The organism is Mesorhizobium sp. M0062 (assembly GCF_040323125.1).
Lineage (GTDB): Bacteria > Pseudomonadota > Alphaproteobacteria > Rhizobiales > Rhizobiaceae > Mesorhizobium.
Genome location: NZ_JAMYUO010000004.1, coordinates 153,256 through 176,558, shown reverse-complemented (window position 1 = coordinate 176,558; position 23,303 = coordinate 153,256). Strand labels below are relative to the sequence as shown.

At 64.0% G+C, this 23,303-nt stretch carries 19 protein-coding genes, 1 pseudogene and 1 riboswitch; of the genes and pseudogenes, 10 read left to right on the top strand and 10 right to left on the bottom strand.

Features of this window, described 5'->3' with window-relative positions; translation table 11 throughout:
* The first annotated feature begins 100 nt into the window (after positions 1 to 100).
* Positions 101 to 215, top strand: a riboswitch (TPP riboswitch).
* Positions 216 to 258: 43 nt separating this feature from the next.
* The 4 genes from thiB to NKJ64_RS06960 all read left to right on the top strand — a co-directional run bounded on the left by thiB (position 259) and on the right by NKJ64_RS06960 (position 5,584).
* On the top strand, positions 259 to 1,266 hold the full coding sequence (thiB, locus tag NKJ64_RS06975) for a thiamine ABC transporter substrate binding subunit (protein WP_023754101.1): 1,008 nt from the start codon (positions 259 to 261) through the stop codon (positions 1,264 to 1,266).
* 220 nt (positions 1,267 to 1,486) lie between these two features.
* Positions 1,487 to 3,085 (top strand): thiamine/thiamine pyrophosphate ABC transporter permease, encoded by a 1,599-nt coding sequence (thiP, locus tag NKJ64_RS06970; protein ID WP_352462214.1) that lies wholly within the window; start codon positions 1,487 to 1,489, stop codon positions 3,083 to 3,085.
* Positions 3,082 to 3,846 carry a thiamine ABC transporter ATP-binding protein gene (thiQ, locus tag NKJ64_RS06965; protein WP_023835385.1) on the top strand — a complete coding sequence of 255 codons (765 nt, stop codon included), beginning with the start codon at positions 3,082 to 3,084 and terminating at the stop codon, positions 3,844 to 3,846. Before thiP ends, thiQ begins: the two co-directional genes overlap by 4 nt.
* A 331-nt stretch (positions 3,847 to 4,177) precedes the next feature.
* On the top strand, positions 4,178 to 5,584 hold the full coding sequence (locus tag NKJ64_RS06960; protein ID WP_245260366.1) for a M48 family metalloprotease: 1,407 nt from the start codon (positions 4,178 to 4,180) through the stop codon (positions 5,582 to 5,584).
* 96 nt (positions 5,585 to 5,680) lie between these two features.
* On the opposite strand, the gene NKJ64_RS06955 is transcribed toward NKJ64_RS06960, so the two are convergent.
* On the bottom strand, positions 5,681 to 6,538 hold the full coding sequence (locus NKJ64_RS06955) for an RNA polymerase factor sigma-32 (RefSeq protein WP_023693606.1): 858 nt from the start codon (positions 6,536 to 6,538) through the stop codon (positions 5,681 to 5,683).
* A 397-nt stretch (positions 6,539 to 6,935) separates the two neighbouring features.
* Between NKJ64_RS06955 and NKJ64_RS06950 the strand changes: the two are divergent.
* From NKJ64_RS06950 to NKJ64_RS06940, 3 genes and pseudogenes are all read left to right on the top strand, one after another.
* A pseudogene (locus NKJ64_RS06950) lies at positions 6,936 to 7,705 on the top strand (amino acid ABC transporter substrate-binding protein).
* A gap of 137 nt (positions 7,706 to 7,842) precedes the next feature.
* Positions 7,843 to 8,523 (top strand): amino acid ABC transporter permease, encoded by a 681-nt coding sequence (locus NKJ64_RS06945; RefSeq protein WP_023693608.1) that lies wholly within the window; start codon positions 7,843 to 7,845, stop codon positions 8,521 to 8,523.
* Entirely contained in the window at positions 8,520 to 9,287 is a 768-nt protein-coding gene (locus NKJ64_RS06940; RefSeq protein WP_023673665.1) for an amino acid ABC transporter ATP-binding protein, read from the top strand. The genes NKJ64_RS06945 and NKJ64_RS06940 overlap by 4 nt, the downstream gene beginning before the upstream one ends.
* Positions 9,288 to 9,483: 196 nt before the next feature.
* Here the strand turns inward: NKJ64_RS06940 and NKJ64_RS06935 are convergent, their stop codons facing one another.
* From NKJ64_RS06935 to NKJ64_RS06910, 6 genes are all read right to left on the bottom strand, one after another.
* Positions 9,484 to 10,065, bottom strand: a complete 582-nt coding sequence (locus NKJ64_RS06935) for a CarD family transcriptional regulator (RefSeq protein ID WP_023673664.1) — start codon at positions 10,063 to 10,065, stop codon at positions 9,484 to 9,486.
* A gap of 426 nt (positions 10,066 to 10,491) precedes the next feature.
* Positions 10,492 to 10,830 carry a ferredoxin FdxA gene (fdxA, locus tag NKJ64_RS06930; protein WP_013529180.1) on the bottom strand — a complete coding sequence of 113 codons (339 nt, stop codon included), beginning with the start codon at positions 10,828 to 10,830 and terminating at the stop codon, positions 10,492 to 10,494.
* Positions 10,831 to 11,083: 253 nt separating this feature from the next.
* A complete protein-coding gene (locus NKJ64_RS06925) occupies positions 11,084 to 11,470 on the bottom strand; it encodes an RNA-binding S4 domain-containing protein (protein ID WP_023673663.1) in 387 nt (128 codons plus the stop codon).
* A 17-nt stretch (positions 11,471 to 11,487) separates the two neighbouring features.
* Complete coding sequence (locus NKJ64_RS06920; protein WP_352462293.1) at positions 11,488 to 15,069, bottom strand: helicase-related protein; 3,582 nt, start codon at positions 15,067 to 15,069, stop codon at positions 11,488 to 11,490.
* Positions 15,070 to 15,762: 693 nt separating this feature from the next.
* On the bottom strand, positions 15,763 to 16,488 hold the full coding sequence (gene phbB, locus NKJ64_RS06915; protein WP_023673831.1) for an acetoacetyl-CoA reductase: 726 nt from the start codon (positions 16,486 to 16,488) through the stop codon (positions 15,763 to 15,765).
* Between the two features lie 129 nt (positions 16,489 to 16,617).
* Positions 16,618 to 17,802 (bottom strand): acetyl-CoA C-acetyltransferase, encoded by a 1,185-nt coding sequence (locus NKJ64_RS06910; RefSeq protein ID WP_023673832.1) that lies wholly within the window; start codon positions 17,800 to 17,802, stop codon positions 16,618 to 16,620.
* A 302-nt stretch (positions 17,803 to 18,104) separates the two neighbouring features.
* Here NKJ64_RS06910 and phaR point away from each other — a divergent pair, with 302 nt between their 5' ends.
* Positions 18,105 to 18,719 carry a polyhydroxyalkanoate synthesis repressor PhaR gene (phaR, locus tag NKJ64_RS06905; protein ID WP_023685813.1) on the top strand — a complete coding sequence of 205 codons (615 nt, stop codon included), beginning with the start codon at positions 18,105 to 18,107 and terminating at the stop codon, positions 18,717 to 18,719.
* 45 nt (positions 18,720 to 18,764) lie between these two features.
* Here phaR and NKJ64_RS06900 read toward each other — a convergent pair whose 3' ends face one another.
* Complete coding sequence (locus tag NKJ64_RS06900) at positions 18,765 to 19,220, bottom strand: GNAT family N-acetyltransferase (RefSeq protein ID WP_031194243.1); 456 nt, start codon at positions 19,218 to 19,220, stop codon at positions 18,765 to 18,767.
* A gap of 50 nt (positions 19,221 to 19,270) precedes the next feature.
* Positions 19,271 to 19,690: a rhodanese-like domain-containing protein gene (locus NKJ64_RS06895; protein ID WP_352462212.1), complete on the bottom strand. Its 420-nt coding sequence runs from the start codon at positions 19,688 to 19,690 to the stop codon at positions 19,271 to 19,273.
* Between the two features lie 89 nt (positions 19,691 to 19,779).
* On the opposite strand from NKJ64_RS06895, the gene ftrA reads away from it, so the two are divergent.
* Positions 19,780 to 20,772, top strand: coding sequence for a transcriptional regulator FtrA (gene ftrA, locus NKJ64_RS06890; protein ID WP_502902859.1), 993 nt, complete (start codon positions 19,780 to 19,782; stop codon positions 20,770 to 20,772).
* Here ftrA and NKJ64_RS06885 read toward each other — a convergent pair.
* Positions 20,769 to 21,908 (bottom strand): citrate/2-methylcitrate synthase, encoded by a 1,140-nt coding sequence (locus tag NKJ64_RS06885; RefSeq protein WP_352462211.1) that lies wholly within the window; start codon positions 21,906 to 21,908, stop codon positions 20,769 to 20,771. The two genes, ftrA and NKJ64_RS06885, sit on opposite strands and share 4 nt — an antisense overlap.
* Before the next feature lie 93 nt (positions 21,909 to 22,001).
* Here NKJ64_RS06885 and NKJ64_RS06880 point away from each other — a divergent pair, with 93 nt between their 5' ends.
* A complete protein-coding gene (locus tag NKJ64_RS06880) occupies positions 22,002 to 23,090 on the top strand; it encodes a citrate synthase/methylcitrate synthase (RefSeq protein WP_352462210.1) in 1,089 nt (362 codons plus the stop codon).
* Positions 23,091 to 23,303: the final 213 nt, after the last annotated feature.

Sequence of the window (23,303 nt, the reverse complement as noted above, 5' to 3'; positions counted from 1 at the left end):
GTTGGAGCATGATCTTTTTCCGGAAACGGATTCCACTTTCCGGGATCATGCTCGGGCAAACTTCCGCTTGCGTGGCACCTTGGCCGGGCCTATGTGTCGAAACGCTCTAACGGGGTGCCGGACGCGATCTTCGCGGACCGGCTGAGAGGCAGTCTCGCCAACCCGCTGAACCTGATCCGGTTTGTACCGGCGGAGGGATTAGACGCTTCGGACAGCCCGACGCCTCAATTCCTTTCAACACGAATGAAGGAGGCGCCGATGCGCATTTTTTTGTCCCGTCTTGTCCCAGCGCTGGGGCTTGCTGTTTCGCTACTGGCAAGCCCTGCGTGCGCGCAGGAAAAACTCACGATCTATACCTATGAGAGTTTCACTGCCGACTGGGGTCCAGGCCCCCAGGTGAAGAAGGAATTCGAGGCCGAGTGTGGCTGCAGCGTCGACTTCGTCTCGGTCGCCGACGGCGTCGCACTTCTCAACCGCGTCAAGCTCGAAGGTGCCTCGACCAAGGCCGATATCGTGCTTGGTCTCGACACCAACCTCACCGCGGAAGCCAAGGCTTCCGGCCTGTTTGTCCCACATGGCGCGGTGGCTGAAAACAACGTGCCGGGCGGCTGGAGCGACGACACTTTCGTGCCCTACGATTATGGTTATTTCGCCGTCGTCTACGACACCGAAAAGCTGAAGAGCCCGCCGAAGAGCCTGAAGGAACTGGTCGAGGGCGATGCCGCCGACAAGATCGTCATCCAGGATCCGAGGACGTCGACGCCGGGCCTCGGCCTGCTGCTGTGGGTCAAGTCGGTCTATGGCGACAAGGCGCCGGAAGCCTGGGCGAAACTCAAGGGCAAAGTGCTGACGGTGACGCCGGGCTGGAGCGAGGCCTATGGCCTGTTCTCCAAGGGCGAGGCGCCGATGGTGCTTTCCTATACGACGTCGCCGGCCTACCACATGGTGGCCGAGAACACCGGGCGCTACCAGGCGGCCTCGTTCGAGGAAGGCGAGTATCTGCAGGTCGAGGTCGCCGGCATCACCACCACGGGCGCGAAGAATCCGCTGGCGGCGAAGTTCCTGGCCTTCATGACCGGGCCGAAATTCCAGGATGTCATTCCGGAGACCAACTGGATGTTCCCGGCCGGGAAAACCGACAAGCCGCTCAATCCGGCTTTTGATAGGCTGGTCAAGCCGGCGAAGACCTTGCTGTTCAGCCCGGAAGAGGTCGCGGCAAATCGCAAGGCCTGGGTGGATGAATGGCTGGCGGTGATGAGCAAGTAGATTTGGCTGTATAGTCAAAAGATGAGTGCTCTACGGCGCCCCCCTCTGTCCTGCCGGACATCTCCCCCACGAGGGGGGAGATTGGCCTTTACGTTGACTTTCGCCAATCTCCGAAGCTGCAGGAATGAGCGGAGCGCTAAAACCGCCAATCTCCCCCCTCGTGGGGGAGATGTCCGGCAGGACAGAGGGGGGCGCGAAGGAACGCGACGCCCGGTAAAGAGTGCAACGCTCTGACCCCCGCATCACGGCCGGCATTGTCGCGCTTGCGGCAATCGCGCTGCTGATCGGTGGCGCCTTCGCCGGCCTTATCCGCGAAGGCGCGCACGACCTTTCCGGCGCCGCGTCCGCCTTTGACCTCTATCTCCTGCGCGTTGTCCGCTTCACGCTCTGGCAGGCTGCGCTCTCGACTCTGCTTTCCGCCGTACCGGCGCTCTTCGTCGCCCGGGCGCTGTCGCGGCATCCGCGCTTCTTCGGACGCGGCTTCATCCTGCAGCTATTCACTGTGCCCCTTGCCTTGCCGGCAATTGTCGGAGCGCTGGGAATACTGGCGCTCTATGGCCGCGCCGGTTATTTCGCCGCGATCGGTGGCCAGAGCTGGCCCGACATCTATGGGCTGTCGGGCATCCTCGTCGCCCACGTCTTCTTCAACCTGCCGCTGGCCACCCGGCTGTTCCTCGAAGCGCTGGGAACGGTGCCGGCCGATCAATGGCGGCTGGCGAGCCAGCTCGGCATGGGGGCGAGGCCAGCCTTCCGGCTGATCGAGTGGCCGGTGCTGCGCGCCGCGCTGCCGGGCGTCGCCGGGCTTGTCTTCATGCTTTGCATCACCTCCTTCACCATCGTCCTGATCCTCGGCGGCGGGCCGGCGGCGACGACGCTGGAAGTCGCCATCTATCAGGCGCTGCGTTTCGACTTCGATCCGGCGCGAGCGGTGACGCTGACGGTGCTACAGATCGCGCTGACTTTCGCCGTCATGCTGGCGCTGACGCGGCTCGGCGCCAATGTGACCGGCGACGCCAATTTGCCTGTCGCGCCGCGCCGCTATCACTTGGCCGGCAAAGCAGAAACAGCGTTCAACGCCGTCCTGATCGTGCTCGCCTTGCTGTTCGTCGCCGGACCAATGGCGGCCACCGTCGCGTCCGGCCTCGGCGCCGATCTCGGCCGGCTGGCGGGCGAGAGTGCCGTGCGTCAGGCGACCCTGACCAGCGCCGGTCTCGCCCTCTCGGCGGCGCTACTTTCGGTGGCGCTGTCGCTGTCGCTGATCATGGCTCGGCGGGCACTGTCGCTGCGCCGCCGGTCCAGTGCCCGTTCATTGCTCGAACATGCCACCGACACCGGCGCCGGCTTCGTCCTCGTCGTGCCGCCCATTGTCATCGGCGCCGGCTGGTTTCTCCTGCTGCGCACGGTCAGCGATGTCTTTGCCATCGCGCCGGTCATGGTCGTCATCGTCAATGCGGTGATGGCGATGCCCTTTGCCATCCGCGCGATGCGCCCGGCCTATGATGCGGCGAGCGAGCGCCACGAAAAGCTGTGCGCGCAGCTCGGCATTGCGGGCTGGAACCGGCTGCTTCTGGTCGACTGGCCATCGCTCCGGCGGCCGCTGGCCACCGGCTTTGCCTTCGCCATGGCACTGTCGCTCGGCGATCTCGGCGTCATCGCGCTGTTCGGCAGCGATTCGGTACAGACCTTGCCCTATCTCCTGCTGGCGCGCACGGGCAGCTATCGCACGGCCGATGCTGCCGGGCTGGCTTTGCTGCTCGGGGCGGTCTGCCTTGCATTGGTGGTCGCGGCAGACTGGCTGGGACGGGGAGAGAGATCGTGACGTCCGCTGTGGAGAAAGGCACGACTGTCCGGCTGGACAAGGTCTCGTTCAGCTATGGCGAAACGTCATTCCTGTTCGATGTCGAATTCCATACATCTAAGATCACCGCCATCATGGGGGCAAGTGGTTCGGGCAAATCGACCTTGCTCAATCTGGTGGCTGGTTTCGAGACGCCGGAGTCCGGTCGTGTGCTGATCGGCGGCGCCGATGTCGGCGCCGAGCCGCCTTCGGCGCGGCCGGTGTCGATGGTATTCCAGGAAAACAATCTGTTTGCTCATCTCTCGGTGGAGAAGAATGTCGGGCTCGGCCGCTCGCCATCGCTCAACCTGACCGACGCCGATCGCGCCGCAATCGCCGAGGCGCTTGACCGCGTCGGCCTGGCCGGCAAGGAGATGCGCCTGCCGCGCGAACTCTCCGGCGGCGAAAGGCAGCGCGTAGCGCTCGCCCGCGTTCTGGTGCGCGACCGGCCAGTGCTGCTGCTCGACGAGCCGTTCGCTTCGCTCGGGCCAGCACTGCGCGACGACATGCTCGACCTGGTGGCCGGCGTTCATGCCGAGCGGGCGATGACGGTGCTGTTCGTCACGCATCAGCCGGAAGACGCTCGCCGTATCGGCGAGCAGATGGTTTTTCTGGACAATGGCAGGGTTGCCGCGACGGGACCTGCCGCCGATTTTTTCGACGGCACTGGCCCTGAAGCGTTTCGGCGCTATATCGGCGCAAGTTCGGGCGGATCACGCGATATTGCCCGGAAGCGGACATAATTTACGACCAAACCGGCTACAGGTGATGTGGCGCTTGCTTGCCATGGTCCAGCTGATGTGGCTAGGTCCGCTTAGTACTGGTCCGGCACGAGCCGTGATTTGCCCCCTACAGCGCCGCATCCGGCCGGATGCGTAAACGCTGTAGGTTTTTTGATGTGTGCAGGATTGCCAACGAAAACCGATTTTTCGCTGGCGCGGACCCCGGTCCAAATCATGCGCCGAGAGCTGAAGGAACGCCGTGCTGCCGACCGGCACTGACACTTTGAAACGCAGACCGCTGGTGCGCTTCCTCGCGCTGGCCGGCCTTGCCGTGGCGCTGGCCAGCTGCCAGATGTTCACGCCTCCCGAAGTGCAGGAATCTGGCTTCCAGCCTTCCGACAAGCCGATCACGGTCGACAATGTCGCCGCCAACAGCAAGCTTGCCGAACTGGCGAAGGCACAGCATCCGCGCATCCTTGCCACCTATGGCGGCGAATATTCCGATCCCAAGCTCGAGCGCATGGTGGCCAAGGTTGTCGGCAGCCTGACCGTGGTGTCGGCCAATCCGACCCAGACCTATCGCATCACCATCCTCAATTCGCCAAACGTCAACGCTTTCGCGCTGCCGGGCGGCTATCTCTACGTCACCCGCGGCCTGCTGGCGCTGGCCAATGATTCGGCCGAACTCGCCGCCGTCATCGCGCATGAGATGGGCCACGTCACCGCCAATCACGGTCTGCAGCGACAGCAGCTCGAGGCCGAGGAAGGCCTGGCGACCAAGGTGGTCTCCGATGTGCTGGGCGACAGTCCGACCGCCAAGCAGGCATTGATCCGCGGCAAGCTGAGGCTGGCGCAGTTCTCGCGCAACCAGGAGCTGGAGGCAGACGCGATCGGCATCAAATCGATCGGCGAGGCGGGTTACGATCCCTATGCCGCCGGGCGTTTCCTGCAGTCGATGTCGGCCTATACCGATTTCCGCTCGATCAGCGGCGCCACCGACGCCAGCCTCGACTTCCTGGCTACGCACCCCAACACGCCGCAGCGAATTGATCTGGCGCAGCGCCACGCCCGCCAGTTCGGCGCGCCGGGCATCGGCACCCGCGACCGCGATTCCTTCCTGGCCGGGATAGACGGCCTGCTCTATGGCGACACGCCGGAAGAGGGCTATGTGCGCGGCCAGACCTTCCTGCATCCGGGCCTCGGCGTTTCGTTCACGGTGCCCGACGGCTTCATCATCGACAATTCGGCGGCGGCGGTGACGGCGACCGGTCCCGGCGACATGGCGATCCGCTTCGACGGTGTGTCGATCGACAAGGATCGTGCGCTGACCGACTACATCAGAAGCGGCTGGGTGGCCGGTCTCGACGAGACCAGTGTGCGCCAGGAGACGATCGACGGCAACGAGGCGGCGACAGCGCACGCCGGCGCCGATGGCTGGCAGTTCGACATTGCGGTGATCCGCGCCGGCGGCCAAGTCTACCGGCTTTTGACAGCGGCCCCCTCGGCCAGCACGACACTCGATCCGGTGGCACGCTCGGTCAGCGGTTCGTTCCGCGTGCTCAGCCCCGCCGAGAAAGCGGCACTGAAGCCGCTGCATATCCGCGTCGTCACGGTACAGGCCGGGCAGACGATGGGCACACTTTCGGCGCAGATGGTCGGCGTCGACCGCAAGCTCGATCTGTTCCGCGTGCTCAACGCGATGTCGCCGGGCGCCTCGGTTTCGGCCGGCGACAAGGTCAAGATCGTCACGGACAGATAGCGCCGGTCTTCGTCAGAAACCCCAGCCTTCGTAGTGCTTTTTTCTGAGATAACTTTTCTGAGATAACTCGGGGCGGTACCCCTGTTCCTGGCAATCTCACGCTGCCATGAATTCGGGGTTCTGCTTGACCAGCGCGAGCTTGAGCTTTTCCATGGCGCGGGCCTCGATCTGGCGGACACGCTCCTTGGAAATGCCGAGCGTCTCGCCGAGCGCCTCAAGCGTCGCACCTTCGTCGGTCAGCCGACGCTCCTCGATGATCCTGAGTTCGCGGGCATTGAGCGCGCGGAGCGCCGTCTTCAGCCACATCAGGCGCCGTTCGACGTCGATGGTGTCGCCGGCGACCTCGTCAGGCAATGGATCGTCCGAAATCAGGAAGTCCATCCGCTCGGTGGTACCGGCCTCATCGGCGAGGGGTGCGTTGAGCGAAGAGTCAGGTGCTGAAAGCCTGGAATCCATCTTCTCGACATCGGCCTCGGAGACGCCGAGGGCTACCGAGACTTCGCGGTAGAGCGTGGCGTTAGAGATCGGCTCGGCGCCGTTGGCAAGACGGGCGCGCAGGCGCCGCAGGTTGAAGAACAGCGCCTTTTGCGCCGAAGAGGTGCCGCCGCGAACGATCGACCAGTTGCGCAGGATGTAGTCCTGCATCGAAGCGCGGATCCACCATGTCGCATAGGTCGAGAAGCGCACCTCGCGCTCCGGCTCGAAACGCGCGGCTGCTTCCAGCAGCCCGACATGGCCCTCCTGGACCAGATCGCCGAGCGGCAGGCCGTAATGTCGGAATTTCGAAGCCATGGAGATGACCAGCCGCATATGGGCGACGGTAATCTGATGCAGCGCCTGCTGATCCTGGTCTTCCTTCCAGCGCAAGGCGAGAACATGTTCCTCATCGCGCTCGAGGTAAGGGGCTTTCATTGCCGTGCGGACCATGGTCCGTCCTGCCGTGTCTTCGATCATGCCGCGCTCCTGCTCCCGGACATTTTCGGACGGCCTGGCGGCCGTTATCTCTGTTTGACGCAATTCCGAAGGAAACCGCTTTCCCACTTTCCTGGAATTGCTTCGGGCCTAGCGCAGCCAAGGGTTCTTGAAATGGAAACGCGGCGCCCTACAACAAGCCATGAACGTGCCACACCGGGGATTGGTTCCGCCGCCGATGGCGGTTGTTTTGTGCGGTCCGACAGGGCGCATCGACACCGCAGATCGGGACTATTGGCACCGATCCGAGCTGCTTTGAGAATCTGATTTCTGGATCGCCGTTTTTTTGAAATCTGGTTCCTTATTTTGCTGCGCTGTATCTGTCAGTTTCCGGCTCTCACAAGCGCCGGACACCGGCCAAGGACGGGATCACACAGAAATGAAATGGCTCAATTCGCTCATCGTCGCCGGAACGCTTCAGGTTCTGGCTGTTACATCAGGCCATGCCGGCGCCAATCTTGACCAGATCAAGCAGGCCGGCACCCTCAAAGTCGGCACCGAAGGCACCTATGCGCCCTTCACCTATCATGATGCTTCCGGCGCGCTGGTCGGCTTCGACGTCGAGATCGCCAAGGCGATCGGCGACAAGCTCGGCGTCAAGGTCGAGTTCCTCGAAGGCAAATGGGACGGGCTGATCGCCGGCCTCGACGCCAACCGCTACGACGCCGTGATCAACGAGGTCGGCATCACCGACGCGCGCAAGGCCAAGTACGATTTCTCCGATCCTTACATCGCCTCCAAGGCCGTGCTGATCGTGCGCGGCGACAACACCGACATCAAGACGCCGACCTCAAGGGCAAGAAGTCGGCACAGTCGTTGACATCGAATTTCGGCAAGCTCGCCGAGACCAACGGCGCCGAACTCGTCGGCACCGACGGCTTCGACCAGTCGATCCAGCTGCTGCTCACCGGCCGCGCCGACGCCACCATCAATGACAGCCTGTCTTTCCTCGACTTCAAGAAGCACAAGCCGGACGCCAATGTGAAGATCGCCGCGCAGGAAGAGAACGCCGACTATTCCGGCGTCATCGTGCGCAAGGGTGATCCGGAGCTGGTCGCGGCGATCAACAAGGCGCTGGCCGACATCAAGGCCGACGGCACCTACAAGAGGATCGCCGATACCTATTTCGGCCAGGATGTCTCGCAGTAAAGACCATCTCCCGGCGGTTTGCCGGCAATGACCAATAGCGGCGGGCCGTCTTTGACGGCTCGCCGTTTTTCGCATGATATGAGAAGCACACAATCGCACTGCCGTCACCGCGGCGGTCTGTGGGGGAGGAGCCGTTCGTGCCGCACTGGCTACACCTGATGCTGGACTCGTTGCCGACACTGCTGTGGGCGGCGTTGATCTTCACCGTACCGCTGACATTGCTGTCGTTCGCACTCGGCCTGTTCGTCGGCCTGGTTGTCGCCCTGGTGCGGCTGTTCGGTCCCAAGCCTCTGGTTGCCGTGGTCCGCTTCTATGTCTGGATCTTCCGCGGCACGCCGCTTCTGGTGCAGCTGTTCCTGATCTTTTACGGCCTGCCTTCGGTCGGCATATTGCTGGACGCTTTTCCGGCGGCGCTGATTGGCTTCACCCTCAACATAGGCGCCTACAGTTCGGAAATTATCCGCGCCGTGATCGGCTCGGTGCCGAAGGGCCAGTGGGAAGCGGCCTATTCGATCGGCATGACCTGGAGCCAGGCGATGCGGCGCACCATCCTGCCGCAAGCCGGCCGCGTCGCCGTGCCGCCGCTGTCCAACACCTTCATCTCGCTGGTCAAGGATACGTCGCTGGCCGCCGCCATCACCGTGCCGGAGATGTTCCAGGCGGCGCAGCGCATCGTCGCCACCACCTATGAACCGCTGATCCTCTATGTCGAGGCGGCGATCCTTTATCTGGCGATGAGCTCGGTGCTTTCGGCCTTGCAGACGCGGCTGGAGGAGCGGCTCAACCGCTATGGCGGCTTCCTGGAGGCGCGCTCATGATCGGCCTCACCGATATCGAAAAGCGCTTCGGCGACAATCTGGTGCTGAAGGGCGTGACGGTCACCATTGCCGAAGGCAGCGTCACCGCGCTTGTCGGTCCCTCCGGCGGTGGCAAGAGCACTCTGCTGCGCTGCATCAACCTGTTGGAGATCCCGACCTCGGGCATGGTGCGCATCGGCGACGAGACGCTGGAATTCCGTCCCGGCATCAAGATCCCCAGCCGCGACATCCAGCGCCTGCGGCTGCAGACCGGCATGGTGTTCCAGAACTTCCAGCTGTTCCCGCATCGCACCGCGATCGAGAACGTCATGGAAGGCCTGGTGACGGTGCTCAAATGGCCGACGGCAAAGGCGCGCGAGCGGGCACTGGCGCTGCTCGAGAAGGTCGGCATGGCGCACAAGGCGGACGATTGGCCGGCAACGCTGTCGGGCGGCCAGCAGCAGCGTGTGGCCATCGCCCGCGCCCTGGCGCCGTCGCCCAAGGTTCTGCTTTGCGACGAGCCGACCTCGGCGCTCGATCCGGAACTGGCGCAGGAAGTGGTCGACGTGCTCGGAAAACTCGCCAGCGAAGGCACCACCATGGTGATGGCCACGCACGACCTTCGCCTTGCCTCCAAGATCGCGCAGGAGGTGGTGTTCCTCGATGCTGGTGTCGTCGTCGAGAAGGGGCCGTCCACCGTGGTGTTCAGCAATCCGGAGCGGGAACGGACCAAGCGTTTTATTGCGACGCTGAAGCAGGAGGCGGAGAAGGAAGCCGGCGGCTGAGCCTTCTACGTTCCCCTTGTGGGGAGGTCGGACGGAAGGTCCGGGTGCGGTCTGGTGTCGTCCCCATCCTCGCTGCTTCGCAGCGACCCTGGCTGGGCGAGCCACGGGTCTCGCCCGTCCTTGGAACCCCACAAGGGGGTAAAAACAAAAACCCGGCACAAGGCCGGGTTTTTCATGATTTCGACGGTGAAAGCGATCAGGCAGCTTCTTCCTGCTCGGCTTCCTCATTGTCGGCCTTGGCGCCGCGCTTCGGGCCCTTGTTGAGGTTGACCTCGATCAGGCGCACGGCTTCGGTTTCCGACATGCGGTTGACTGCCGCGATCTCGCGCGCCATGCGGTCGAGTGCCGCCTCATAGAGCTGACGCTCGGAATAGGACTGTTCCGGCTGGTTGTCGGCACGGTAGAGGTCGCGCACGACTTCCGAGATCGAGATCAGGTCGCCCGAATTGATCTTGGCATCATATTCCTGCGCACGGCGCGACCACATGGTGCGCTTGACGCGGGCGCGGCCCTGCACGACCTTCAGCGCGCGCTCGACATAATCCTCTTCCGACAGCTTGCGCATGCCGATGGAGGTCGCCTTGGCGACCGGAACCTTCAGGCGCATCTTGTCCTTCTGGAAGTCGATGACGAACAGTTCCAGCTTGTGGCCCGCAACTTCCTGCTCGTCGATCGAGACGATCTGGCCGACGCCGTGTGCCGGATAGACGATGTACTCGCCGGTCTTGAAACCGTGGCGTGCCGAGGTGGACTTCTTCTGCGGGGTGATCGTTGCCATTACGCCCTGAACTCCTTGTTGTGGCACCGGCGGCCTGCCGGTCCGAACGCATGCGACCGGGGACACCGATCGTTAGCCGCACAACAGATGAACCCATCGGAAAAAGCCGGGACCGGCAAACCGCATACATAGCGACTGCCTGGCCCAGATCGCTCTGGTCCGATTGGGGATTTCACCTTTCAGTGATTTGGGGCGCTTGCGCCATAAATCGACGTTGTGTCACCGGCATGTTTCAACTGGTGTAGCACAAAAAGTCGGAAGAATCAAGGTTTTGCTGCAAACGCGAAGGTCGAGCGCCATCGCCGCCTGTCAAGGCAGTTAATGTATGATGCGCGTTACGCAGCGTTATGACGATCCAATAGGCCGCACTTTTTTGCTTTGCGCATCACCCTTTCCGAAATCGATTCCGATTCCAGCGTCATGTGCTCAGTCGCCTTCGCCTGGCTCGGCGGAGAAATATTTCTCGAACTTGCCGGCTTCGCCGTCGAAGCTCTTGGCATCTGCCGGAGGCTCCTTCTTGGCGGTGATGTTGGGCCATTTCTCGGCGTATTCGGTGTTGACCTGCAGCCATTTGTCGAGGCCCGGCTCGGTGTCGGGCTTGATTGCATCGGCCGGGCATTCCGGTTCGCAGACGCCGCAGTCGATGCACTCGTCGGGATGTATGACAAGCATGTTCTCGCCCTCGTAGAAGCAGTCGACCGGACAGACCTCGATGCAGTCCATGTACTTGCATTTGATGCAGTTGTCGGTCACGACATAGGTCATTGGTCGGCTCCGGGACGTCCCGTTCTTGCTAGAGCGACGTGCGTCCAATTGGACGCACAAAGTACGCTCTGACACTTTGAATCTGCGCATCGTGCCTTCCGAAAAATCGATTTCCGATTTTCGGGCCGATGCGGCGGCTTTTTTGGTGAGGTAACGCCTTTGCCTGCCGCTTGCAAGGGCAGCCATTGCAGGCGGGGCCCGCGTGTCCGGAATGAAATTCCAGACCGCCGGCATGGCGCAGACGGCCAAGGCTTCAGTCTTCGCCGAACAGCCGGTCGGTTTGCCTGCGCTCTTTCTTGGTCGGCCGGCCGCTGCCGGCGTCGCGCAGCGCCGGAATGGCATCGGCAACAGCCTCGCCTTTCGGCGCCGGCGGCGGGGACATGTCCTCGTAGAGCGTGCGCGCTTCCTCGGCCGGACCGCGCCGCACGCCGGTGCCAAGCACCTTCCAAATGAAAATGCGGCGCTCGTGCGTAATGGTCAAAACGTCGCCAGGCTTGACCAGATCGGAGGCCTGCGCTGCTTTGTCGCTGTTGATGCGGACGCGTCCGGCGACAACCAGCTTGGCCGCCAGCGAGCGCGATTTTATCGCGCGCGAAAAGAACAGCCACTTGTCGATGCGCTGACGACCTTCAGCAACCATCGCAGCGAACCTGGGGCTTATTTCTTCAGCTGGTCGCGCAATGCGGCGAGCTTGGCGAAGGGCGAGTCCGGATCGAAGCGCGCAGGGCGTTCCTCGCGTGGCTTGGCTTGGAAAGCCGGCTTGGCGCCTTGCGGTCCGCCTTTGCCTTCCGGCCTGCCGCCTTTCCAGTCAGGCCGGCCCTCGCGCGGACGCTCGCCTTGCGGCTTGCCGTCGCGGCGCTGTTCGCCCTCGGCCTGCGGCTTGGGCTTGAACTTCGAACGGTCGAAGCGTGGCTTGGCGGCACCGTCGCGCTGGTCGCGCCGGCCCTGATAGGCCGGCCGTTCGCCCGGTGCCGGCTGTCCGCCGGCAGCGTCGGCCGGCGCATCGGCGCGGCCAGCCTGGCCGTTACGCGGGCGATTGTCCCGGCCTTGACGATGGCGCGGGCGCTGCTCGAAACGACCCTGCCGCCACAGCAAGATGGGCTTTGGCGCTTCGGCCTCGGGGACAGGCTCAGCGCTTCCACCCTCCCCCTCGTGGGGAGGGTCGGCGCGCAGCGCCGGGGTGGGGGCAGCGCCGGCGTCGGCGGTTGCGCCTGCATCGGCTACGCGGTCTGCACTATCGGTTTCGTCAGCGCTGTCACCCCCACCCGCGTCGCTTCGCGCCGCGACCTCCCCCATCGAGGGGGAGGTAAGGGCGTCGGCGTTTTCGGCGACGGTGGCGTCGGCGCTTTCGGGGACGGTGTCGTCAGCTTCTGCAACAGCCGGAGCTTCTTCCGTGATTTCTATGGGGGCTTCGACTTGGGGAGCTTCGACCTGTTCTTCCGCGACGGGCTCTGCCGTTGCTTCCGCGATGGCTGGAGCTTCGGCGGTGGCTTCAACGGCCGCAGTTGGCTCCGAACCCTCGGGAGGCGCGCCCGGCTGAGCGTCCGCAGCAACAGCCTCCGCTGCGGCTTCGGCGACGGGCTGCTCAGCCGCAGGCTCAGCGGCGGCAACCGCATCCGGCTCCGATCCAACGGCCGGCGCTTCAGCGACGGCTTCGCTTGCAGCGGCTTCCGTCGCCTTGGCCTGTTCAGCTTTTGCAGCCGCGTCCGCAGCCAGCTTGGCGGCAGCCGCTTCCCGCGCCGCGTTGTCCTGTGCTTCCAGCCGCGCCTTGACCTCTGCCGGCGGCTTCGGCTCGGCGCGATAGCCGAGACCTTTCAGGATCTCTTCCATGTCGTCGGCGGTGGCGCCGAGGATGGACATCATCGGCGGCGTCACCATGAAGGACTGGCCGTCATAGGCGCCGTCCGGGCGCTGTCCCAGACCGGGCCTCCAGTTGGTCGCAGGCCGGATCAGGTCGGCCAGCCGTTCCAGAATGTCGATGCGCACGGCGCGGCGGCCGAGATTACGGTAGCCGGCGAGCTTGTAGAAGCTCTTGTCGAAAGCCGGATCGATGACCACCGAGGTGCGGCCGGAGGCCAGCGCGTGCACGACGTCGCCAAAGCCGGGCTTGTCCTTGCCGTCGTTCTTCAGCGCCCACAAAAGCGTGATCAGTCCGGCGGGCGCCGGCTTGATCAGCGCCGGCACGAAGACGTGGTAGGCGCCGAAGCGCACACCGAGCCGGCGCAAGGCGGCGCGACCCTCCTGGTCGAGCGACTTCATTTCCTCGGCGATGTCGCGGCGGTTGATGAGGCCGAAATGCTCGACGAGCTGGAAGGCGATGCCACGGCCGATGCCGGCGATCTGCTCGGCATTCTTCAAGTCGACCAGCGGCTTCAGCAAGGATTCGATCTGGAAATTGACGAAGCGCTCGGCGCGCGCGGCGACCTTGTCGCGGGCGGGACCGGTCAACTGCTCGTCGGCCAAAAGCACCAGGCGCGGCTTCAGCGCGTCCTCGCCGGCAACCAGCGTGCCGATCGGCGCGCCGATCCAGCGCAGCGTGCCGTCGGAGCCAAGCGCAAGGTCGCCATTGGCGCAGGCGCCGAAGCGTTCGGCACGTGCCTCGAACTCGGCGGCCAGCGCTTTTTGCGCTGCCGTGCGCACGGCCTTGGCGTCTTCGCCGCCGGCGCTCTGGTCGGCGGTGAAACGGAACCCTTGCAACTCGCCGACATGATGGCCTTCGACAAGGACGGTTCCGGTAGGACTGATTTCGGCTTCAGGCATTGTATTTTCTCTAAGGCGCCGCATGAGGACGGAAGTCCTGCGGTCTACAAACCGTTTCGTCAACCGCTCATGCAGCGCATCCGACAATCTGTCTTCGATTTCGCGCGTCTTTTCCCGCCAGTGTGCCTGATCGGCCAGCCAGCCCGGCCGGTTGGACACGAATGTCCAGGTGCGGATCTGCGCAATGCGGTGCGACAGCGTGTCGATGTCCCCCTCGGTCGTATCGGCGCGGCGCACCTGCTCGGCCATGTAGTTCTCGTCGACATGGCCGTGTTTGGCGAGGTCGGTGTAGATAGAAGCGATCAGGTCGGAGTGCTGGGCCGGCGCGATCTTGCGGTAGTCCGGCAACGCGCAGGCTTCCCACAGCAGCGCGACGCGCTTGGCATTGGTAGCCAGCGCGCGGATGTCCTCGTCGCGGGAGAGATGTTCGAGCGCCTGCGCATCGACCGCCGGCAGCGCGCGCGTCAGGCCTTCGACCGGCGCGTTGGCCTCGATCGAGCGCTTCAGCGCGTCGAGGCTGGCGAAGTCGAAATGCGCGGTGCGCCATTGCAGCACCTTCACCGGATCGAACTCGTGCCCCTCGATGCGCTTGACCAGTTCCTCGTCCAGCGGATCGACCTGGCCGGTGACGCCGAAGGTGCCGTCGCGCAGATGCCGGCCGGCGCGGCCGGCGATCTGGCCGAGCTCGGCCGCCGTCAGGTTGCGGTACTGGTAGCCGTCGAATTTGCGGTTCTGGGCGAAGGCGACATGATCGAGATCAAGGTTGAGCCCCATGCCGATGGCGTCGGTGGCGACGAGATAGTCGACGTCCCCTGCCTGGAACATTGCCACCTGGGCATTGCGGGTGCGGGGCGACAGCGCGCCTAGCACGACCGCCGCTCCTCCTTGCTGGCGGCGGATCAGCTCAGCGATGGCATAGACCTCGTCGGCGGAGAAAGCGACGATCGCCGTACGCCGCGGCAGGCGGGTCAATTTCTTCGAACCGGCATAGGCCAGGTGCGACAGGCGAGGGCGCGTCACCACCGAGACGCCTCTCAGCAGCTTTTGCAGGATGCCATGCATGGTGGCCGCGCCGAGCAGCAGCGTTTCCTGGCGCCCGCGCAGGTGCAGGATTCGGTCGGTGAAGATATGGCCGCGCTCGAGGTCGCCGGCGAGCTGCACCTCGTCGATGGCGACGAAGGCAACGTCGGTCTCGCGCGGCATGGCTTCGACGGTGCAGACCGAATATTTCGCGCCGGGCGGCTGGATTTTTTCCTCGCCGGTGATGAGCGCCACCTTGTGGGCGCCGACCTTTTCGCAGACGCGGGCATAGACCTCGCGCGCCAGAAGGCGGAGCGGCAGGCCGATAATGCCGCTCTCATGCGCCACCATGCGCTCGATGGCGAGATGGGTCTTGCCGGTGTTGGTCGGACCCAGCACGGCAGTCACGTCGCGGCCCGACAGGATCAGCGGCTCGGTGTGTTTCGGCTGGATGTTCATCGGCCTGGAGATGAGGCTTTCTGCATCGTGTTGTCGGGAGCGCGCCTCGCGTGGCGCGTATGACAGGCGACACATAGGGATTTCAGGCGCGAAGCGAAAGCGGAATGTTCCGGCCGGCAATCCCACGGTCGTCTTTGAGGTCTCAATTAACAGTTGGAACGAGTCTGGAACGAATCGGCGACGAATCAGTGACTCCGGCAGATTCAGCTTTTGTTCACGGCTACATGTGGATTTTGCGAGCCTGAGTCTCACCATATGCTGAATCGCGGAAACTGGCCCGATTCCTGCAAGGCGACCATTGGCGTTAACCTTTGCCGGCGGGGCATCGTCGTGATCCGATACGCCTCGGCCAACATTAGGAAATTGTTGAATTTTCTTAATCGGCCTTAACCATTTGCCGGTGATTTTCGGCCTTGGTCGCTAACGTTGCGCTAAAAGCCGGAACGAATCGGCGATGAATCAGCGATGGCGGGATTTTCCTGGTTTGTTCACCCCAACATGTTGTGTTATCCACAGCTTGTCCACCGAGAATTCACAGCTTGCGAACCGGGTTTTGCACAGGGCGCCTGGAAATCGTTAATCTTTGCGTGCCGGAACGGGTCAATGTCTAGCGCGCAGCCCGGGAACATCGCCGGCCGGCGATGAAAAAACGGGCCATAAGCCGGCCCGTCCTACCGGGCGAAATGCTGTCGTTCAGGCGAAATACTGGCCGCCATTGGCTGTGATGGTCGAACCGGTGATGAAGCCGGCGTCTTCGGAAGCGAGGAAGACGACGCAACGCGCGATCTCTTCCGGTTCGCCGAGGCGGCCGACCGGAATCTGCGGGATGATGCGTTCATTCAGCACCTTCTGGTCGATCGCCTTGACCATCTCGGTGGCGATGTAGCCGGGGCAGATGACATTGACTGTGATGCCCGCGCGCGCGCCCTCCTGCGCCAGCGCCTTCGAGAAGCCGATGTCGCCGGCCTTTGCGGCGGAATAGTTGACCTGGCCGGCCTGGCCTTTCTGGCCGTTGATGGAGGAAATGGTGATGACGCGGCCGAATTTGCGGTCGCGCATGCCGCCCCACAGCGGATGCGTCATGTTGAAGACCCCAGACAGATTGGTGTCGATGACTTCCTTCCACTGCTCGCGCGTCAGCTTGTGGAACATGGCGTCGCGGGTAATGCCGGCATTGTTGACCAGCACCGAGACCGGGCCGAGATCGGCCTCGACCTGTTTGATTCCGGCGGCACAGGCGTCGTAGTCGGCGACCGACCATTTGTAGGCCTTGATGCCGGTTTGTGCGCTGAACTTCCCCGCTGCCTCGTCATTGCCGGCATAGTTGGCGGCAACGGTGTAACCGGCATTCTTCAGGCCGATCGATATGGCGGCGCCGATGCCGCGCGATCCACCGGTGACGAGCGCTACTTTGGTCATTGAAAGTTCTTCCTCCCTTTGGTCGGAAGAAGGGAATAGGGAGTAGGGAATAGCGAGTAGGGATCGATATCCCGCCGCGCTGCTCCTTCTTCCCTATTCACTACTCCCTATTCACTACTCACTTCTTGTTCACAGCGCTTCCACGCACAGAGCGACGCCCATGCCGCCGCCGATGCACAGCGTGGCAAGGCCCTTCTTGGCGCCGCGGCGGCGCATCTCGAAAACCAGCGTGTTGAAGACGCGGGCGCCCGACGCGCCGATCGGATGGCCGATGGCGATGGCGCCGCCATTGACGTTGACGATCGACGTATCCCAGCCCATGCCCTTGTTGACGGCGCAGGCCTGCGCGGCGAAGGCTTCATTGGCCTCGACAAGGTCGAGGTCCTTGACCGACCAGCCGGCCTTCTCGAGCGCCCGCTTCGAGGCGGGAATAGGTCCGGTTCCCATGATCGCCGGATCGACGCCGGCCGTCGCCCAGGATGCGATGCGCACCAGCGGGGTGATGCCGCGCCTTGTGGCTTCAGCCTCGCTCATCAGCAGCGCGCCGGCGGCGCCGTCATTGATGCCCGACGCGTTCGCGGCGGTCACGGTGCCGTCCTTGTCGAAAGCCGGCTTCAGCTTGGACATGGCGTCGATGGTGGCGCCGTGGCGGATGTACTCGTCCTGGTCGACGACAGTGTCGCCCTTCCTGCCCTTGATCGTGAAGGCGACGATCTCGTCCTTGAACTTGCCGGCCTTCTGCGCGGCCTCGGCCTTGTTTTGCGAGGCCAGCGCAAACTGGTCCTGGTCGTCGCGGGTGATCTGGAACTGGCGGGCGACGTTCTCGGCGGTGTTGCCCATGTGGTAGCCATTGAAGGCGTCCCACAACCCGTCCTTGATCATGGTATCGATCATCTTGTAGTCGCCCATCTTGACGCCGGCGCGCAGGTGCTCGGCATGCGGCGACAGCGACATCGATTCCTGGCCGCCGGCGATGATCACCGTGGCGTCGCCGGCGGCGATCTGCTGCATGCCGAGCGCGATGGCGCGCAGGCCAGAGCCGCAAACCTGGTTGAGCCCCCAGGCGGTGGTCTCCTTGGGCAGGCCGGCATTGATCGACGCCTGGCGGGCGGGGTTCTGGCCCTGCGCGGCGGTCAGCACCTGGCCGAGAATGACCTCGTCGACTTCACCCGGCTCGACGCCGGCGCGCGCCAAAAGCTCCCTGATGACGACGGCGCCAAGTTCATGCGCCGGGGTGGCGGCGAAGGCGCCGTTGAAAGAGCCGACAGCCGTGCGTGCGGCGCTGGCAACGACGATTGAATTGGAAGCGGACATTTTTCTCTCCAGACTTCGAGGTGTCGTGTTCTTGGGGGCTTGTTGGGACTTTTCTTGCTCGTTCCACACCCCAAGTCAAACCGGAAATGGGCATGCCGGCCAAGCGCCGCAAGCAGGGCGTGAGCGGCCGGCGGGATCGCCCAACCTTTGCTGCGCAGCATAATTGGCCGGCCATGCAGCAATAAATGATGCCGCACTGCACAAAGCGCTTGGAATTATAGAGCTTTTGCGCATATCCTTAAAAATGGCGCAATCGTTACCGGCGGCTTACTCAGGCGCGCCGGTGTCCCGGGAGGATGCTGATGGCCGCGAAAGACGACCCTATCATTATCAAGAAATATGCCAATCGCCGGCTCTACAATACCGGCACCAGCACCTATGTGACGCTCGAGGATCTGGCCGAGATGGTCAAGAAGGGCGAGGAGTTCACCGTCCAGGACGCCAAGACCGGTGACGACATTACCCATCCGGTGCTGACGCAGATCATCTTCGAACTGGAGAACAAGGATGGGCAGAACATGCTGCCGATCCCGTTCCTGCGCCAGTTGATCGCTTTCTATGGCGACCAGATGCAGCAGATCGTGCCGAGCTTCCTCGAACAGTCGATGATGGCCTTCTCCAAGGAACAGGAGCGGTTCCGCGAGCAGATGAAGGGCGCGATCGGCAAGTCGCCGCTGGATGTAATGAAGATCGCCACTCCGATCAAGGCGCTGGAAGAGCAGACACGCCGCAACATGGAAATGTTCCAGAACGCGATGCGCCTGTTCACGCCCTTCCCGACCGCCGCCACAAATGCTGCGGCCGCGGCTGCACCCGAGCCGGCCCGCAAGGATGTCCCGGAAAAGAGCGGCGACGACCTTCAGGAACTGAAGCAACAGATCGCCGCCATGCAGCGCAAGCTTGACACCATGTCGTAAGCGACCGCCGCATGGTCGACCGCCCTCAGTTGGTCGAGGCGGCTGTCACGGGTCGATTTTCAGCTGCCACGGTTCCCAGATATCGTCGGGCTGGCCGTCGAGCGAGCGGTAGAAGGCTTTGGCCGGCGAGTTGGATTTCAGCACCGTCCATTTGATGGCGGAGGCGCCAATGCTCAAAGCGTGTTGGCGAAGCTGTTCAACAAGCGCATGGCCGACCCCCATGCCGCGCGTCGCTTCAGTGACGTAGAGTTCCTTCAGCCAGACAACCGGCTTCAGGTCGTAGGTCCAGGGGATGAGGTAGTGGACGGCGATGCCGACGATCACGCCCTCTCGCTCCGCCACCAACACGCCGAACCGGGGCGATGGCCCCAGCCCGTGCTCGATGAGGTTCGCTTCGGTGACGCGAAGCTTGTCGTCATAACCCTCGAAGACGGCTAGCGCCCGCATGAGGGCGAGCACCGCACCGACATCCTGGCGCTCGAATGGACGAATTCTAACCATCGCCTTCTGCATGCTTGCTCAGTCTTCAAGGCCGACCATATCGCGTGGCCTCACGCGTGCAAGACACCGGGCTCCTTGCCTGAAGCGAAAGGAAGGTCCTCGTCCTGCCAACCGGTTATGCCGCCGATCATGATCTTCACGGGACGACCGAGGCTGGCCAGCTTGAAGGCCGCCTGATCCGCGCCATTGCAATGCGGTCCCGCGCAATAGACGACGAACAGCGTCCTTTCGGGCCATTGCACCATCCGCCCGGCCGATATTTCGCGGTGGGGCAGATGCAGCGCGCCCGGCACATGGCGGCGTCCATAGGCTTCCGGCGAACCGACCACATGCAGGAGAACAAAGTCCGGCTCCCCGGCACGCAGTGCGGCGGCGACGTCGGAACAGTCGGTCTCGACGGAAAGCCGGCGCAGAAAATGGTCGCGGGCGATATTCGGCGATGCCGCCGGAATGTCTGTCACGTGGCTCATCCTCGTATCTCCATTGCTGATGCGACGGAGAGATAAGACAGGAAGCAGGGCGATTGCAGCTGGCAGCTTTGCCATATATCGTCAAGATCATGCCATCCTCTGCCAATCCGCGCCCTGCCAACCCTCTTGTCGTTGCCGTTGCCTATGACGGGCTGTGCACGTTCGAGTTTGGCGTGGCGGTTGAGATCTTCGCCTTGCCCCGGCCGGAAATGGGTGAGGATTGGTACCGTTTTGCCGTTGCCGGGATCGATGGCGGTGAAATGCGCGCGCTGGGCGGCGTGCGTATTGTTGCCGACGGCGGGATCGATCTGATCGGCCAGGCCGGCACGGTGATCGTGCCGGGATGGCGCGGGTCGGAGGCTCCGGTGCCGCCGGCGCTGATCGAGGCGCTTCGAAAGGCACACGAGCGCGGCTCTCGCATTCTTTCGATCTGTTCGGGCGTGTTCGTGCTTGCCGCCGCCGGCCTGCTTGCGGGCAAAAGAGCGACCACGCATTGGCGCTACAGCGAGAAGCTGACGGAGATGTACCCCGACATCACCGTGATTCCGGACGTTTTGTACATCGATGAGGCCAATGTGCTGACATCGGCAGGCAGTGCCGCGGGCATCGACCTCTGCCTGCATCTGGTCCGGCGCGACTTTGGCACCAAGGCGGCAAACATGGTGGCGCGTCGCCTGGTGGTGCCGCCGCATCGCGACGGCGGCCAGGCGCAGTATGTCGAGAGTTCCGTACCCGAGCCACATGAGCGCAGCCGGCTTGGACCGTTGATCGACAGGATGCGCGCCGATATTTCTGCCGACTATCCCGTCGCCATCTTGGCCGAGCTTGCCGGGATGAGCGAGCGGACGTTCCTGCGCCGGTTCGCGGCCGCGACCGGCGTCACGCCGGCGCGCTGGCTGCTGTCGGAACGGCTTTCGCGGGCGCGCACGCTGCTGGAAGACACCGCCATGCCGATCGAACGGATTGCCGAGACCGCCGGCTTTGGCGCGGCAGGCACGCTGCGGCATCATTTTCGTCAGCAGTTCGCCACGACGCCCGTCGCGTACCGTGCGCGGTTCGGGAACACGGCCAGGTCGGCTTAAGTCACGCGCCCCTCATAGCGGCCACGCGGCCTGATGATGCTGCCGCTAATGATCTGTTCGACCATATGCGCGGCCCAGCCGACACTGCGTCCGAGCGCAAACAGCTGGAACGGTGCATCGCGCGGCAAGCCAAGGCCGCGCGTTAGTGTGGCCAGGGCGAAGTCGATGTTGGGCTGGGCACCGACCGCCGCCATGGCGGCTTTTTGCAGCTGTTGCAGCGTCTCGTCGACAGGGATGACTTCCAGAAGTGCGGTGGCACGGGGATCGCCGTCGGGATAGAGCGGATGGCCGAACGCCGGCAAGGGCCGATCATGGCCGAGCCAGCGCCGGATCGCCGCATCCGCGCCGTGGGCTGCTGCATCTTCAGCCAGTTGCATCACCGCTTCGCCGGCACCACCGTGGCGCGGGCCGGACAGCGTTGCCAGGCCGGCCAGCAGGCATGCGGCAGGCGAGGCGCCTGTGGACGCTGCGACGCGGGCGGCGAAGGTCGATGCGTTGAGTTCATGATCGGCGAGCAGGACGAGGGCGCAGCGGATCGCTTCCGCGCCGGCATCATCCACCGACCAGCCCTGCGCCAGGCGCTTATGGACGGGCGCTGTGCCGGCTTCAGCGCCCAGCGACTGCGCCAGCGCTCCGACTGTGCGCGCGGCCTCGGTGCACAGCGAGGCGGCGCTGCGTCCTAGCGAAGGCCGCCCGTGGCCTGCAAGCATGGCAAGCTGCGCAAAGGCCGAGGCGCGGCCGACTGGATGAGGCGCTTCAGATGACGGAGCTTTGAAAGCCACCGGTTCAGGCGAGGCCCAGAGCACAGCAGCGGTTTCCTCCAGCGTCGCCGCTTTGGAGAGCGCAACGGCGTCTTGCCCTCGATAGATCAGTCGACCGTGCAGCACAGTCGAAATCGCGGTGACAATCGAGGGTTCGCCCCAGGCGATCGCACTCTCGGCGATGGCCGAGGGACTGCGGCCCCGCGCCCGGCGGGTCGCCAATGCCGCGATGTCGTCGGCGCGGTACTGGCTGCGGCGCGGGTCGCTCTCATCCGGCCGCATGCCGATGCGGCCACGGCTGACATAGGCGTAAAGCGTCTGCGGCCGCACCTTGAGCCTTTCCAGCGCCTCTTCCCGCGACAGCCATTCGGACATTTTTAGCCCATACATTGATTATATTGATCAAGATTGATCGAGGCGCAGCCCAACCCTTATCTCCCATGCAGAAAAGCTGCAAGGAGATGAGATATGGCGAACGGGCTCGACGATGTGGTGGCGGCGGAGACCGTGCTCTCCGATGTCGATGGCCTTGGCGGCCGCCTGACGATCCGCGGTCATTCGCTGCCGGAATTGGCGGGACGCTGGCGCTATGCGCAAGTGGTTCGCCTGTTGCTCGACGGCTTCTTCGACGGCCTTCCCGGCGATGCCGAACTGGCAGCGAGGCTGGGCAAGGCTCGCGTCGAGCTGTTCGAGCGGCTTGCACCCTCGCTGCCGCTGCTCGCACCGATTGAGATCTATGGCGCCATGCGCGCCGGCATGGCGCTGCTGCCGGATGGCGAGACACCGACGGACGCCTTGCGGCTGATCGCGGCGCCCGCCGTGCTGACGCCGGCTCTGCTGCGCCTGGCGCGTGGCGAGCAGCCGATCGCACCTGACGCGAAGGCCGATCATGCCGCCGACATGCTGAGGATGCTCGAGGGATCCGTCCCGTCGCCGGCGCTGGCAAGGGCACTCGACACCTATCTGGTGACCGTCTGCGATCACGGCCTCAACGCCTCGACCTTCGCCACCCGCGTCGTCGCATCGACGCTGGCCGGGCTGACATCGTCGGTGCTGGCTGGGCTCGGCGCGCTCAAGGGGCCGCTGCACGGCGGCGCGCCCGGCCCGGTGATCGAGATGCTCGATGCAATCCAGGCGCATGGCGACGCGGCCGGTTGGCTGCGCGAGAAGGTCGCGCATGGCGAGCGCATCATGGGTTTCGGCCATCGTATCTACCGCGTGCGCGATCCGCGCGCCGATGTACTGAAAGCCGTCGTGCGGCAGCTCGGCAGCGAGGGCGAAGCCGGCCGCCGCCTGGCCTTCGCCGAGAAGGTCGAGCACACGGCGCTCGAAGTGCTGCGGATCGCCAAGCCGCAGCGCTCGCTGCAGACCAATGTCGAGTTTTACACAGCGCTTGTGCTTGAGGCGGCTGGCTTTCCGCCACAGGCGTTCAGCAATGTCTTTGCCGCCGGACGTGTCGCCGGCTGGATCGCGCATGCGCGCGAACAGCAGACGACGGGGCGGCTGATCCGTCCACAGTCGCGCTATGTCGGGCCGGTGCCGGACCTCGTGGCCTGAGGTTCCAAGTTCAGATTGTTGCGAAGAGGACCCCACCCTAGCTTGCCGGGGCGAGCCACGAATCTCGCCCGTCCTTCGGACCCCCACAAGGGGAGGGCAGCTGGCGCGCGCCGCCGAAACGTCGGTGGTTTGCTGAGATCAGCGTCTACCAAGTCTCCCTCCCCCTTGTGGGGAGGGATCAAGGGTGGGGGTATTCGTAGGGCGAAGACCTGG

What these genes read in the sequence shown, in the direction of transcription:
- NKJ64_RS06925 (WP_023673663.1), bottom strand. Translation starts at nt 11,470, where the DNA reads ATGGTTGCTGAAGGTCGTCAGCGCATCGACAAGTGGCTGTTCTTTTCG.
- NKJ64_RS06940 (WP_023673665.1), top strand. Translation starts at nt 8,520, where the DNA reads ATGATCGGCCTCACCGATATCGAAAAGCGCTTCGGCGACAATCTGGTG.
- NKJ64_RS06885 (WP_352462211.1), bottom strand. Translation starts at nt 21,908, where the DNA reads ATGTCCGAATGGCTGTCGCGGGAAGAGGCGCTGGAAAGGCTCAAGGTG.
- thiB (WP_023754101.1), top strand. Translation starts at nt 259, where the DNA reads ATGCGCATTTTTTTGTCCCGTCTTGTCCCAGCGCTGGGGCTTGCTGTT.
- fdxA (WP_013529180.1), bottom strand. Translation starts at nt 10,830, where the DNA reads ATGACCTATGTCGTGACCGACAACTGCATCAAATGCAAGTACATGGAC.
- phaR (WP_023685813.1), top strand. Translation starts at nt 18,105, where the DNA reads ATGGCCGCGAAAGACGACCCTATCATTATCAAGAAATATGCCAATCGC.
- phbB (WP_023673831.1), bottom strand. Translation starts at nt 16,488, where the DNA reads ATGACCAAAGTAGCGCTCGTCACCGGTGGATCGCGCGGCATCGGCGCC.
- NKJ64_RS06900 (WP_031194243.1), bottom strand. Translation starts at nt 19,220, where the DNA reads ATGGTTAGAATTCGTCCATTCGAGCGCCAGGATGTCGGTGCGGTGCTC.
- NKJ64_RS06920 (WP_352462293.1), bottom strand. Translation starts at nt 15,069, where the DNA reads ATGAACATCCAGCCGAAACACACCGAGCCGCTGATCCTGTCGGGCCGC.
- NKJ64_RS06880 (WP_352462210.1), top strand. Translation starts at nt 22,002, where the DNA reads ATGGCGAACGGGCTCGACGATGTGGTGGCGGCGGAGACCGTGCTCTCC.
- NKJ64_RS06935 (WP_023673664.1), bottom strand. Translation starts at nt 10,065, where the DNA reads ATGGCAACGATCACCCCGCAGAAGAAGTCCACCTCGGCACGCCACGGT.
- ftrA (WP_502902859.1), top strand. Translation starts at nt 19,780, where the DNA reads ATGCCATCCTCTGCCAATCCGCGCCCTGCCAACCCTCTTGTCGTTGCC.
- NKJ64_RS06955 (WP_023693606.1), bottom strand. Translation starts at nt 6,538, where the DNA reads ATGATCGAAGACACGGCAGGACGGACCATGGTCCGCACGGCAATGAAA.
- NKJ64_RS06895 (WP_352462212.1), bottom strand. Translation starts at nt 19,690, where the DNA reads ATGAGCCACGTGACAGACATTCCGGCGGCATCGCCGAATATCGCCCGC.
- NKJ64_RS06960 (WP_245260366.1), top strand. Translation starts at nt 4,178, where the DNA reads ATGTTCACGCCTCCCGAAGTGCAGGAATCTGGCTTCCAGCCTTCCGAC.
- NKJ64_RS06910 (WP_023673832.1), bottom strand. Translation starts at nt 17,802, where the DNA reads ATGTCCGCTTCCAATTCAATCGTCGTTGCCAGCGCCGCACGCACGGCT.